The organism is Slackia isoflavoniconvertens (assembly GCF_003725955.1).
GTDB lineage: Bacteria > Actinomycetota > Coriobacteriia > Coriobacteriales > Eggerthellaceae > Slackia > Slackia isoflavoniconvertens.
The window spans coordinates 34,362-47,507 of the sequence record NZ_QIBZ01000008.1; the positions used below are offsets into that span (position 1 = coordinate 34,362).

A 13,146-nucleotide genomic window follows, 5' to 3' on the forward strand; every position below is an offset into this window, starting at 1 on the left:
CGCGCTAACCCATCAACAGCTTCGTGATAACGACAAGCACACCAAGCCACACGACAAAAGCCACCGTGCACAGCACAACGACGAAGACCCCCTGCATGGGAGTTTTCAGGCTGTTCAAGGTTTCTTTGTAGGCTCGCAAATCCATAATTGCATGATTATACGCCAGCTGGCACAAAACCGCGCATGGGGCGGTTTTCTTGACGGAATTCCACCTCATCGGTTCGACCCCCGCTCCGTGCTCGAAAAACGGGAAGAGAAGATTGGGCCCCTTAAGCCCCACTCGCTCCAAAAACAGCGAGCGGAAGCCGGGTGTCCCAGATTGCCCCGCCGCATGACCAAGCGTACTTCGGTACGCGCCGAGCCATGCACAAGGGGCAAGATGGGGTGCCCGGCTTCCGCGCAGCGTCAGGTCGCCTCATACGAAAAAGCGCCGTTCGTGAGAACGGCGCAATAAAGACTGGAGCGGACAACGGGGCTCGAACCCGCGACCCCCACCTTGGCAAGGTGGTGCTCTACCAACTGAGCCATGTCCGCATATATAAATGGTGGGCGATACAAGATTTGAACTTGTGACCCCTACCGTGTCAAGGTAGTGCTCTCCCCCTGAGCTAACCGCCCATTTAACTGGCTGTTGTCGAATCAGCGGGTAATTATTATACGAGTTTCAAAAACGCGGTCAAGCCCTATTTGAAATTTTTTCTACAGCCTCAAATCGAGCGACACAGGACAGTGATCACTGCCAAAAACCTCGTTATGGATGGCGGCATCCTCAACCGAGGCTCGCAGAGCCTCGCTCACCAAGAAGTAGTCAATGCGCCAACCTGCATTGTTCTTGCGCGCGTTGAAGCGATAACTCCACCACGAATACGCACCTTCCAAATCGGGATGCAGCGTGCGGAACGTATCCACAAACCCCGCATCGAGCAAATCGGTGAATTTGCCGCGCTCCTCATCGGAAAAGCCCGCATTGCCGCGGTTTGTCTTGGGGTTCTTCAAGTCGATTTCCTCATGCGCCACATTGAAGTCGCCGCACATGACCACGGGTTTCGGATGCGCAATCTCATCGGCCCCCGTGCACGGAAGCTCGGCGACGCACACATGCCCCTCGCCCGCCCCCTGCGCCTGCACGGGCACGCCCGCAGGAATCACGCCGGCCTCAAGCCCCTTGCAGAAATCACGAAACGCATCGTCCCAGGCCATACGATGGTCTATACGAGCCAAACCATCTTGCGCGTTCGGCGTATACACATCAACGAGCCAAAACTCGGGGAGTTCCAACGCGACGAGGCGCCCCTCGGTATCAAGTTCAGGCACTCCCAAACCGTGAAGTGCGCGCAGCGGCTCGCGACGCGTAAAAATCGCAGTGCCTGAGTATCCCTTCTTCTCGGCATAGCTCCAAAACTGCAGGTAGCCAGGAAGATCAAGATCGATCTGACCCTCTTGCAATTTCGTTTCTTGAAGGCAAATCGCATCGGCGTCCAAATCGAGCACTGAATCCTCGAAACCCTTCTTCACCGCGGCCCGCAAGCCATTCACATTCCATGAAACCAAACGCATAGCGCGCACTCCTCTTCAAAAACGAAAAACGGGCTAGACAACCCAGCCCGTCAAGTGTAGCAGTCCGGCCCTGTGCGCCGCACCGCGCCACGCATCTTCCGAATTCGTTTATTTCTCCTGCCCAGTGCCCTTCTTCTTAGAAAGCCTAAGCTTTGCCGCGACATGCAGAATACGGTCGTGCTGCCAAATCGCAAGAATTCCGATAACCGCCGCGATGCCAAACAGAATGGCGCTTTGGCCGTAATCCCCTTCGATAAGCCTGTCGGCGCCAAGCGTGCTAATGAGCACGCCTGGGATGCGCCCGACATTCGCGAGCACCACAAAGTTGCGCATGCTCATATTCGTAAGCGGAACCAGATAGGTAAACACGTCTTTTGGCAAACCGGGAATGAGGAACAGAACGAACACCATAACGTCGAGCTTTTCGGAATTCTCAAAGCGCTCGAGCTTGCTCATCCACTTCTCGGGAATCATCGCGCGAACGAACGGCGCGCCGAGTTTATGCACAATCGCAAAAATGAAGGCGCTCGAAATCACGGCGCCCACAATCACGACGAGGGCGCCAATCCACGGGCCATACATCATGCCGGCCGCAATTTGCACGATTTCACCGGGAATGAACGCCACCACAATTTGCAGGAATTGGAAGGCGAGCAAAATGAACACGCCGCCGACGCCCGCGTTGCGCACATCTTCAACTACGCGTTGCAAACCGTCAGGCTCGGATAGCTCGGCGATCCACGGCGCGATAAGCACGCACACGCCCGCCATAAGCACAAAAAACAATCCCAAACCCACCAATTTGAAAATATCGGCCTTGGTCAGGCGAGCAAGAGAAGGACGCTCGGAAACGGGAACTTCGTACTTTTCGTTGAAGGCTTCTTTTTTCGCTTCGTATTTCTCGCGATGCTCCTCGCGCTCTTCTTGAAACTCTTCTTTTTTCAGAGCAATCTTGCCGGTCATGCCCGACGAATTCATCGCCATCTGGTTCACCTAGTTTCATCAAAGCGCCTCACCCAAGCGCATTGACGCCATTGTGACGCAAAAGACGGTGGCGCCAGGCGAAAAACCCGAATGCCACCGTCTTGCCGTATTTTCGTTAGATTGCCGTAACAATAGCTCCTGCGAATCAAAGCCGAACGCCGCCGGAACAAAGCTCGTTCGACCAAGCTACTCGCCCTTCGCCGCCTTGTCGAATTCGCTCTTGAACGCGGCGAACATGCCTCCTATGCCAGGGTCTTTACGAGAAGGCTCCTCGTCGGCATCGTCGTCGTCATCGTCATATTCATCGTCATATTCATCGTCTTCGGGCTCTTCGTATTCGCCTTCGTCGGCTTCCTCGACCAGAGCCTCACCTTCGTCGTCGACCTCTTCGTCGTACTCTTCCTCGACGTCTTCCTCGGAATCCTCGTCGCCGGCCTTGGCCTTATCGAATTCCTCTTTAAAGGCGGCAAACATGCCCTTGGTTTTCGATTCGCGCTCGGCGACCTCTTCGCCCACTTCGGTCTCTTCGCCTGCGGCTGCCTTGCTGAACTCTTCCTTAAATGCCCCAAATGCATCTTTGGTCGCGCTCACCTGGCGCCCAACGCCCTCGGCGCCCTCTTTCACGGCAGCACCCGCGGCAGCCGTTGCGACCTCGACTTTAGGCTTTGCAGCGACAGCGGCTTCTTTCGCCGCGGCAGCCGTCTCTTTCGCGCGAGCTCCAGCCTTCGCCGTGAATTTGCCCGCGGCCTCGGCCCAACCACCTTCGGGAGAGAGCTCCCACACATCGTCGGAGACCAAAATCGCGCCCTTGAACACGACCTCTTCGCCCGCTTCGCGCGAATCTTCCTTCACGGCCAAATCGGCACCCATGCCGCGCTTAAAGCCCGCAATGTAGCTCGCCGGCACCTCGAGCGTTCCCAAAAGAAGCTTCGCCGTAGCACCGTTGCTCGCCTCCACGGCTTCGACCTGGCCCGTTTCGATATCGAACGTGATGTTGTTCACGAAGCCGACCGCCGTTTCGTCGGCAGTCATGATTGGCAGGCCTTCCCACAAAACGCACTTATCCCAATCGAGGCCCATGGCTCGACATACCGCATGGCCCGAAGTAGGCGCATCGGGCTTAACCCGAATGCGGCCGTCGGCGAAATCGAAGCCGCCAAGGGCCACGAAGATATCTTTACGGTGGAACATCCAGAGCAAATCGGGGCGCTTCACTATAAATCCAATGCAGCGTCGCTCGGTCGGATGGAATACGCACGACTTCACCTTACCGATGCGCTTCGTTCCCTTTTTGCCGCCCACAACGCGGAGCTTGCGAATATCGTGGCTTGTCACCAGCTTCTTACGAGCCATGTCGGCTCCCCTTCCGTTCGCGAAAAGGGCCGGCGCAAGGCCGACCCTTCATTGTGCTGTTCCTGTAGCTGCGGCGCTATTCTGCCTTCTGCTCTTCTTCAGCAGCCTCTTCGACTTGCTCGACGGCCTGCTCAACAGCGGCCTCCGCCTGAAGCTCCTCTGCGACCTGCTCAGCGTTCGCGGATGCTTGCTCGGCGTTTTTCGCCACCTGGGCGGCAATGCGCTCGCGGGCGGCGTCGATCTTCGCGCGCAGCTCATCGTTCTTTTCGGCGAATACGGGCTTCACGCCCTCGGCCGCCTCGTGCGCGCGGCCCGCAACGGCCTGAGCGCCTTGGGCGATAGCGTCGGCAGCTTGCTTGCCGCGATCAGACGCGGCTACATACGCCTGCTGGGCACCCTGAGCGACGTTGGTGTACGCCTGCTGGGCGGAAGCGGCGACGTTCGTGTAAGCGGCCTGCGCATTAGCGGCGGCAGCGCCATAGACCTGCTGGGCATTTTGGGCGGCATTGCCGTAGAACTGCTGAGCGTCAACCGCAACCTGTGCGCCCAGGCCCTGGGCCTGACCCCACATCGCCTGGGCCTTGTCGGCCACCATCGCGCGCGTCTCAACGCCCGTGCGAGGTGCGTAGAACAATGCGACTCCCGCGCCAATCAATCCGCCCGCCAGGAACACACCGAGTTTGTTGTTCATATTTGCCTCCTCGAGTACGCGCCGCCGCCACGCAACGACGTTGTTATCGTATTGGCGCCATTATAAAAGAAAACGCCCGCGCGAACGCGAGCGTTGCCGTTATGTTGAAGCGAAAGACCGCCACACAGAAAATGGGGTGCGCACGGCGCGTAGAGCCGTCGACGCCCCCATATCGCGCTACCAGCGCAAAAACCCAGGCGATTTCCGGGTTCGCCCAAAGCACATGAGCATCGAACCAGGCCATGCGCACAAAGCACCAGTGCAAAAACCGCCTGCCTAGCGAACCCGCGCGAGCAAAGCGTCGTTCAGCTCGCGCTGCGCGACGGCGAACGCCTGGCGGGCAATATGCTCGTCGGCATAACTCACCTGCACGCACGCTTTGCGCTCAGGACGATTCGACCACGCGGTTTTGCCGACAAACACCACCTTGCTCGTCGATTCATCAAGCCGAGCCTGCTCGTCAATAACCAAATGCTCGAGCACATGGGGAATCGACGTGTTAGCGGCCACGCTCATAAACGTTTCGCCACGCTCATTCACGCACGTGTGCGACAGAATATTCGGAAAACGCGGCAAAAGGTCGGCAATGAGCGCCGGCGTAGCAAAGCAGAATCGCTCATCGGATACTTCCACATAAGCGATCATACGGTCGGGTCGAACCTCAATGTCCACGATTCGGCACGCCCACCGAAAAGCTTCGGGCGCTTTGGCAGATTCAGGCGGCTTTCGTTGAGGGAACAAGGCTACGCTCCTGCAGCCGCGCCCATCGCGCCAGGCTGCACGGCATTCGATCCAGGAGATAAATCGCCCGAGCTCGAGTTAAGCGCTTCGGCGATTTTGGCGCTTTCCTCTTTATCTAACGCAGGGGCCGAAGAGGCAGCAGATGTCGACCCACCGGTCGTTTCGGTTTGCGCGGCCGAATCACTAGCTGCTTCACCGGAAGTTTCAGCCGATACTTCACCCGTGGTTTCGCTTGAATCGCCAGAATCTTGAGCAGTGGCATTTTCCTGGCTTTGACCAGCATTCATAAGAGCCGCCGCTTCATCGGCCGAAAGCACGCAAGGCTCCCCATCGGTTGAGTCGGAGTATTTCTGGAACACCGTTTGAGACCCGTCGGACTCCGTGATAGTGAGCGTCGCGCGGTCGCGTGAGAACTCGTATGAGCCGCCGCCCGCAAGATCGACGAACGTGTAAGAAATCGTTTTGTTGTTCGTATCCAGGGCGTATTTGAAATCGACCGAATCGGGCATATGGATTTCTTCGGCATCGATGACCACAAGTGCGGTGCCGTTGGCGGTAAGCCATTCGCCCTGAATATCGGCCGAATCGTCAAAGCGAAGCCACGTATCCCACGCCCAGAATGCGGCCACAGCAGCGCATGCGACAAGCACTGCCGCAAGGCATACGGCGACAATCTTAAGAATGCGATTGCGATGCTCCGAAGAGTGGGGCTTTGCCACTGACCCCCTGCGCGAAGGACGATTGCGCGGCGACGAGCCCGCATCGGAGAGGCATGTCTCATCCGATGCGGAATTCGAGAGGGCATCTGCGCCAGACGAAGACGACGCATCGGCACGGCCCGACTCGGCCCCGCTCGGCGGAAACACCGCATCGTGTGCGACAGGAGCTTTCTGCGCAGGCGCCGATTCCTTCGTCGTCGCACCCGCGACCGAGCCACGGGCGGTTTTTTCTTTCAGCGATTTTTTCTTGCGCGATTTCGCCGCGGCCTTACGGCCAAGCCACTCTCCTGCAGCCGCCTCGGCACTGGAGACATCGTCCCCCAGGTCAAACGAATCAGCTGGTTCAAGAAATTCTTTTGCGGACTGCGAAACGGGCTGACGCACGGAAGGGCGCACATGAGGATCGTTCGAGCGAGACTTGGCCATTCCTACTGCAGCCCTTTCTTAAAATTCACTGTGAACCCCATGCCGAACCGAGCAGCGACTCCACATCGCTTCGCGAAACTTGCCACCCATCATCGCCCTGCTCGAGCGTAAGCAGCACGCGCACCGTGCGCGGCTTTTGCTTGTCAATCGAATCGAGCAGCGCTTCTTTCAAATATGCGCGATAAGCATCCTCATCGTCATACGATAAGGCATCGCCCGCCACCTCGCGAGCGAACGAATCAACCGCGCTCGCTATGTTTTTCGAGGTCACATCGATATCGACCCAAGCCATGCCGTTGTATACATCAGCTTGGACGACTTTGCATTCGAACTCCGAGCGCAAACGCGGAGCCAAATCGGAGGCGTCGATATCCAAATCGGCGAGCGAGTAGCTCCTCTCATCAACGACGGAATCGTATGCGTCCACGAATTCCTGCACGCAATCGAGGAACCGGCTATCCTCATCGGCGGCAAGCGCGTTGAGAGCCTGCTGCGCATCGGCCATCGCCCGCTTCGCCTCGTCGTTTTTCGCGGCTTCATCAGACGAAGACGAACGCGCGCTCGACGAATTTTGCGACGATGCATCACCCAGACGGGTGTCGAGGGGAGACTTCTGCGCAAAGCCGATTGCCCACAACGCGAAAATCAAGGCGGCGACAACGATGCATGCGGCAACCAGGGCAACGATCGTAGAAGCGGTAACCACGCGTTTGCCTCCGCGAGCCTTTCCCTTTGCCTTGAGCTTCGCCCGCGACGCAGCTGAGTCTCGCGCGCTTCCACTTTCCTGCCGAAGTTCCTCACTGGGCGCAGGGCTCGACAACTCCGGCGCGTATTTCGGCGGAGGAGGCGGTGGGGGCGCCGCAGCGCCCCGTGTGTCATCGCGAAGGGGTTCGGTCATTCGTATGCCTTTGCGTTTTTACGCTTCGGCCTTGATGTATTCCATGCCGCCCATGTAGGGAACGAGCACATCAGGCACCTTGATAGAGCCGTCGGCCTGCTGGTAGTTCTCCAGAATGGCGGCCATCGTGCGGCCCGCGGGCAGACCAGAGCCGTTCAGCGTGTGAACGTAGCGCGTGCCCTTGAAGTTCGCGGGGTCGCGATACTTGATGTTTGCGCGGCGCGCCTGGAAGTCGCCGCAGTTCGAACAGCTGGAAATTTCTTTGTATGCGTTGTAGCTGGGCAGCCACACCTCGACGTCGTAGGTCTGGCGCGCGGAAAAGCCCAGGTCGCCCGTGCACAGCGAAATAACGCGGTAGGGCAGCTCGAGCTGCTGCAGCAGATATTCGGCTTCGGCGGTCATGCTCTCGAGCTGGGCATCGGAATCTTCGGGCGTGGCAAACTTCACCATCTCGACCTTGTCGAACTCGTGTTGGCGAATGATGCCTCGCGTGTCGCGGCCGGCAGAGCCAGCCTCTTCGCGGAAGCACGGCGTGAACGCGGTGTACCACTTCGGCAAATCGGCAGCATCGAGCACTTCGCCCGCATGCAGGTTGGTAAGCACGACTTCAGCGGTGGGAATAAGGAAGTTGTCGCCGGAAACGTGATACGCGTCGTCTTCGAACTTGGGAAGCTGGCCCGTGCCGAACATGGTCTGACGCTTCACGACGATAGGCGGCCACCATTCTTTGAAACCGCGGGACGTGTGCGTATCGAGGAAATAGTTGATGAGCGCGCGCTCAAGACGAGCGCCCGCACCGCCGAGCACCGTGAAACGGCTGCCTGAAAGCTTATTGCCTCGATCGAAATCGAGGATGTCCAAATCGGTGCCAAGATCCCAATGGGGCTTGAAATCGAAATCGAACTCGCGCGGCGTGCCCCAGCGACGGCGCTCGGGGTTTTCGCTTTCGTCTTTGCCCACCGGAGTGGCATCGCACGGAATGTTCGGCGATCCCACCAAAATGTCATTGAGCTTGGCGTCGACTTTCTCGCGCTTGGCGCTTGCCTCGGCGAGCTTTTCGTTGATCTGGCGAACCTGCTCCTTGGCAGCTTCGGCCTCTTCCTTTTTGCCAGCGCCCATGAGCTTGCCGATTTCCTTAGAAGCGGCATTGCGTTCGGCCTGCAGGCTTTCCTCGGCGGAGATAGCCTCGCGACGCTGCTCGTCGAGCGACGCGAACAGCTCGGCATCCCATGGGAAATTGCGGTTCGCCATTGCCTGGGCAACGGCTTCCTGGTTATCGCGAACATAGCGAATATCAAGCATGGCCTGGCACTCCTTCAAGTGGCTGCGGCGCGCGGAGCGCCGCCTTCGGTGGCTTTGAGCCCCGCGCGCATCGCGAGGGGCAATAGAAACATATCGTCAAAGTATAGCCCAAACGCGCACACTTCATGCCACGCGCCGCCCTACCTGCGCGAAGGTTGCACAAGAGAGGGCCGAAAGCAGCCATAAGGGCGCCCAGGCACAGCACCTCTCTGTTTATTTGCTTTACGCCCCTGGCACTCCCTCAATAACGATGAACACCGTATCGTCTCCGAGGACAAGGCGGTCGCCCGCGCTCAGCCGCGACGTCGAGCCTTCGTGCACAACCATGCGCTCGCCCGTGGCGCCGCTCACGATTTCCGTGCCGTTCGTGGAGCCAAGGTCGCGCACAAACCAGGCCGCACCTTCGCGCACGAGACGCGCGTGGTGGGCCGAAGCACCCGCTCCCACGTCGGCGATATCGCCATCGCCCAAGGCAAGCGCGCCAATTTCAATCTCTTTGCTGCCAGGATCGACCCAATGGGGCGAGCCCTTCACGTAGCCGTCAACGACGCGAAGAAGGCCGAGCGACAAAGGAAGCGGCTCTATTTCACGCGCATCTTCGGCGTCATCATCGCGCATCATAATGGCGGGCGTAGCCGCGAGCCTACCCCCGTGCGAGGTTTGCGCATACTCAAGCGCAAACGCGGCCGCCTTGCGAGCGCTCCCCATGCAACCGGCCGAGATGAACAGCACCATGGCCACATCGGCCCGCTCGTCCTCGGAATAGCCCGACCCGCATACCAGGCGGTCGAACACGTTACGCAAGACGCTCGCATCTTCGCCAATGCGCGAAAGAGCGGCTGTCATTTCAGGAATTCCCTGGTCACGAAGCATAACAAGCACATCGCTGCCCCGCATGGGACGATTGGTGCGAGAACGAAGGCGCGCCATGACGCGAAGCGCCGCCACGCCGTAATCGCAGAAATAACGCTCCTGCAGCGATCCCGCCGGCGCATGCACGATGAAGCGCGAAATCCACGTTCTATCGCCGACGCGGCTTATGGGGCTGCGACCATCCGAAAGGGGGCGATTCGACAGAATAAGGCCCGCAAGCTCTTTGTAGCTGATGCTAGCGTATTTTTTCATCACGTCAAACAGGGCGCCGCAGGGCGTAGGGTTGTTATTCACTCTGGCCGCCTCCTTTCCTTGGGTCTTCTAAAGTCGAATCTTTCTGATTGGCCGAATCTTCCTGATCAGCCGTTTCTTCCTGATCAGCCGAAACTTCCTGCTCGGCCGAAACGTCTTCGCACGCCCTATCGCCTTGGGGCTCTTCCAGCGCCACTGCCGCAGCGCCAAACACGCCTCGAGGCGCCGCACCCGCCGGCAAGGCTCCCCGCATTTTCTTACGAGCGGGACCATATACTACCGCCAACGCGAAATCGGCCACAAACGGACACCATGCCGCAGCAGCGGCCGCAAAAAGGGCCGCCGCCAAACTCGCATGCGCGCTCGACGGAGCCACCGTCGCATTCGACAAAACGAAGCCCTCAACCACGCTCGCCGCCGCAACACCGAAACTCGCCCGAATGAAGCCAGCTCGCGAATGTAGGCTCGGGCCACGAAAAACGGCTCCGAGCACAACGGGCGCAGCCAATGCGAGGGCAACCATCCAAGGTTCAAGCGCCCCCTGCCATTGCATGCCGGGCAAAAGGAGGCTCGCCTCCATGCCGTCCGCCGAATACGCCGCCGACACGGCTACAACCACGAGCACTGCCACCGAAGCCGCCCACGCGGCGATACGCACCGCCAATCGCGCGGCAAACATATCGCGCATCGATCCTGCGCCCGAACCATCGAACGTGCATGGAATCAGCGGTTCGCCCCGAAACGAAAGCACAACGTTTTCCAAATAGTGACCGCAAAATGCCGAAAACGCATTGAAGGCCTCATGCGCCGTGGGGCGCTTTCCCTGATCGGCGGAAAGACAAGCCAAAAGCACGGAAGCGAGCTGGTCATCGACAAACGCGAGCACATCGCGCACTTCGTCGACACTCGGGGCTTGCGCCGCATTCGAGTATGCGCGACGAAGAGCCTTGTCCACCTCCGGCTCGCAGAGAACCACGGCGGCGATATCGGCCGCCGCGGCATGTGCGAACACGGGGCGGGCAGGAGCGGCCTCGGTTTTTACGCGATACGGAGAGAACGCGCGTTTCGTTGCTTCGGCATTTTTTCCCGAACCTTTTTCGCCTCTCGAATCGGTCGCATCGCCCGAGCCGGCCGCAGACTGCGCGGCTTCTGCCTCCAGGTCGAACGGCGCACGCCCGCAGGCGAGCCGGTATACCACGCTCGCCGTCGCATACACATCGATTTTGGGCGATTTGCGCAGCGCATCGATTCCCGCGATATCCTCCGTAAGCATCTCGGGCGGTGCAAAATCGGCCGTCGCCTTGCGAGTAAGAGAACTGGCCCTCGTAAACGACGAGCCCCGCATCTCCTCCGGCGTCGACGACCCGAAATCGATAAGGCACACGTCGAAAAAGCCTTCCTCAACCTGTTCGGCAAGAGAAAGACGTGACGTGCGAACCATCACATTGGCGAGCGAGATGTCGCGATGGACAAAGCCACCTTCAAGGAAATCAAGGTGTGCGAGCAAATCAAACACGTCGCGGCCGATTTGAGCAGCCACAAGCGTAGGCATGCGGCCAGCCCCGTCAACCGCAAGGGCGTCGCATACATGCACGAGCGTTTCGCCGCACACCCATTCCATGACGATGGCAGGCATGCCCGCGACCTCGCCCATCCCATACAAATGAGGAAATCCCTTGAGGCCCGAAACTGCCTTGTGGCACTCGAATTCCTGACGAAACGCGGTTTTCAAACCTGCTTCATACCGTTCGTATTCAGCCTCGCTCGCACGCTCATCGCGCTCGGGTATAACGAGCGTTTTTAGCGCGAACTGCTCGCCAAACACATTGGTCGCGCACACAACCGACCCAATGCCGCCGCGACGGCGTGTAGATTCGTCAACGAAGAGCGTGCCGAAACGGCGCTTGTACGAATCGAGCGCTTCGCCCTGCATGCCGGCAGCTGGCTCGAAGTGCGCAACGCTCACTACCCGAGCGCCGCTGAAAGGGTCACCGCCCCCATCGATCGCAGAATGCCCCAATGGCCGCGAGTCGCGCGGCCCCGAAAGCCAACCACTCATGCCAAGCTCCTCGCCCTATCTTCATGCGCGCGGTAACTCGCATAGGTCGCCGAGGTATCCACAGCGCTCGCCGAGCCCGACTGCTTTGCGATTCCCCACTGATTCACGAGCGCGGCCGACATGGTGCCCAAATCGTTCACCATGCACTGAATCTCGCTCCAAAAATTGCGATAGCAAGAACGCTCGGCCACGAGAATCTTTCTGTTGAGCTCTGCCTTCATGGAGTCAATTGAGTTGTCGTAAATAAGCATGTCGGAATACCATTGCGCGGCATCCCCGAAATCGCCCAAGTCGGCATCGTATTGCAAATGCCCCGAAGACTCGCGCAGGCTACCAGAAAGCTGCACGCATTGATTGAACCGATCAACGAGAAACGCGTGAAACTCATTTTCTTCGGCGGCCGTAAGACCCGACGCCGTCGCGCCGCCGCCCGATCCGCTAGCAGCGCCGCCCGAATCTTCTGAGCCAGCAGGGCTTCCGCCCGACGGGTCCGATTGGTCAGAACCGCCCGACGCCCCACCCGAAGAGAGATTGTCCGATGAAGGGTTTTGTGTTTTGACGGATTCAGTCTTCGAGACGGTCGCCTCGGTCGATTGAATCGCGGAAGCGAAAAAACTCGAGAACGTAAGCGCAGAAGAGGCCGAAACGTCGGAAGAGGACCCATTCCCGTCAACGGAAGAAACCTCGCTCGAGCCACCACCGGCGAGCGCGCGAATAATGCCCTCAGGCGATGCGGCGTTGCTCTTCTCGGCATGAAAAGACGCATACGAGCTCGGCATGGAAAAGCCAGGGAAGAGCGCCGCATACAACAGCGAACTTGAAAGCAAAAGCGCAAAAGAAAATGTCACGAGCGACGCAGCGGCCGGCGCAAGCTTCACCCGCTTGCGGGGGTTCGATACCTCAATCTCACCGCCCAGTCTCTTCAAAACCCACCAACCTTTCCCTTCGCGACGCATTTGCTTCACCAATAACCGCTTATAGTACCGCAAAGCCCCGCAGTCTTCGGGCGCACGCTCGTTAACGGCCCCCTCAATCCGCCGGCGACCGACCGCCGAAGTGCACGAACGCGACCGCGCACGAGCCCGCCAAGCCATCCGCCAAGCTCCCGACGAAAACGCAAGCGCACCCGCGCAAAACGGCCCGCATGCGCCAAAAAACACGCTACGCGCCACAAGCGCGTAATTCCCCCGCACGCGCACCCCGTCCCGCGAGGTTGTTTGGTTCTCTGCAATATGAACAAGTCTCGCCCAACTTCTGCGCACAATCGTTTAGAATCGCAGATGCGCCAAGG

The 13,146-nt window shown here is 59.0% G+C and carries 12 protein-coding genes and 2 tRNA genes; all 14 read right to left on the reverse strand.

Annotated features, from left to right (window positions below; all coding sequences use genetic code 11):
• Window positions 1-4: 4 nt before the first annotated feature.
• The 14 genes from DMP05_RS05570 to DMP05_RS05635 all read right to left on the reverse strand — a co-directional run bounded on the left by DMP05_RS05570 (window position 5) and on the right by DMP05_RS05635 (window position 12,781).
• A complete protein-coding gene (locus DMP05_RS05570; protein ID WP_123219534.1) occupies window positions 5-217 on the reverse strand; it encodes a hypothetical protein in 213 nt (70 codons plus the stop codon).
• A 241-nt stretch (window positions 218-458) separates the two neighbouring features.
• Window positions 459-534: transfer RNA gene (locus tag DMP05_RS05575), tRNA-Gly, on the reverse strand.
• A 9-nt stretch (window positions 535-543) separates the two neighbouring features.
• Window positions 544-618 (reverse strand) — tRNA-Val (locus DMP05_RS05580).
• 81 nt (window positions 619-699) lie between these two features.
• Complete coding sequence (locus DMP05_RS05585; protein ID WP_123219535.1) at window positions 700-1,557, reverse strand: exodeoxyribonuclease III; 858 nt, start codon at window positions 1,555-1,557, stop codon at window positions 700-702.
• A 108-nt stretch (window positions 1,558-1,665) separates the two neighbouring features.
• Window positions 1,666-2,541 (reverse strand): TVP38/TMEM64 family protein, encoded by an 876-nt coding sequence (locus tag DMP05_RS05590; RefSeq protein ID WP_244595065.1) that lies wholly within the window; start codon window positions 2,539-2,541, stop codon window positions 1,666-1,668.
• A gap of 186 nt (window positions 2,542-2,727) precedes the next feature.
• Window positions 2,728-3,894, reverse strand: coding sequence for a PRC-barrel domain-containing protein (locus tag DMP05_RS05595; RefSeq protein WP_123219536.1), 1,167 nt, complete (start codon window positions 3,892-3,894; stop codon window positions 2,728-2,730).
• A gap of 76 nt (window positions 3,895-3,970) precedes the next feature.
• A complete protein-coding gene (locus DMP05_RS05600; RefSeq protein ID WP_123219537.1) occupies window positions 3,971-4,585 on the reverse strand; it encodes a YtxH domain-containing protein in 615 nt (204 codons plus the stop codon).
• A 276-nt stretch (window positions 4,586-4,861) separates the two neighbouring features.
• Entirely contained in the window at window positions 4,862-5,257 is a 396-nt protein-coding gene (locus DMP05_RS05605) for a cyanophycin synthetase family protein (RefSeq protein ID WP_148039694.1), read from the reverse strand.
• 71 nt (window positions 5,258-5,328) lie between these two features.
• Window positions 5,329-6,471: a hypothetical protein gene (locus tag DMP05_RS05610; RefSeq protein ID WP_123219539.1), complete on the reverse strand. Its 1,143-nt coding sequence runs from the start codon at window positions 6,469-6,471 to the stop codon at window positions 5,329-5,331.
• Between the two features lie 25 nt (window positions 6,472-6,496).
• Window positions 6,497-7,177 (reverse strand): hypothetical protein, encoded by a 681-nt coding sequence (locus DMP05_RS05615; protein WP_123219540.1) that lies wholly within the window; start codon window positions 7,175-7,177, stop codon window positions 6,497-6,499.
• 210 nt (window positions 7,178-7,387) lie between these two features.
• Window positions 7,388-8,671 (reverse strand): serine--tRNA ligase, encoded by a 1,284-nt coding sequence (serS, locus tag DMP05_RS05620; RefSeq protein WP_114615311.1) that lies wholly within the window; start codon window positions 8,669-8,671, stop codon window positions 7,388-7,390.
• A gap of 222 nt (window positions 8,672-8,893) precedes the next feature.
• Entirely contained in the window at window positions 8,894-9,838 is a 945-nt protein-coding gene (locus DMP05_RS09970; RefSeq protein ID WP_211326863.1) for an FHA domain-containing protein, read from the reverse strand.
• A complete protein-coding gene (locus tag DMP05_RS05630; protein WP_123219541.1) occupies window positions 9,831-11,855 on the reverse strand; it encodes a protein kinase domain-containing protein in 2,025 nt (674 codons plus the stop codon). The genes DMP05_RS09970 and DMP05_RS05630 overlap by 8 nt, the downstream gene beginning before the upstream one ends.
• Complete coding sequence (locus tag DMP05_RS05635) at window positions 11,852-12,781, reverse strand: hypothetical protein (protein ID WP_123219542.1); 930 nt, start codon at window positions 12,779-12,781, stop codon at window positions 11,852-11,854. The genes DMP05_RS05630 and DMP05_RS05635 overlap by 4 nt, the downstream gene beginning before the upstream one ends.
• Between the last annotated feature and the right edge of the window lie 365 nt (window positions 12,782-13,146).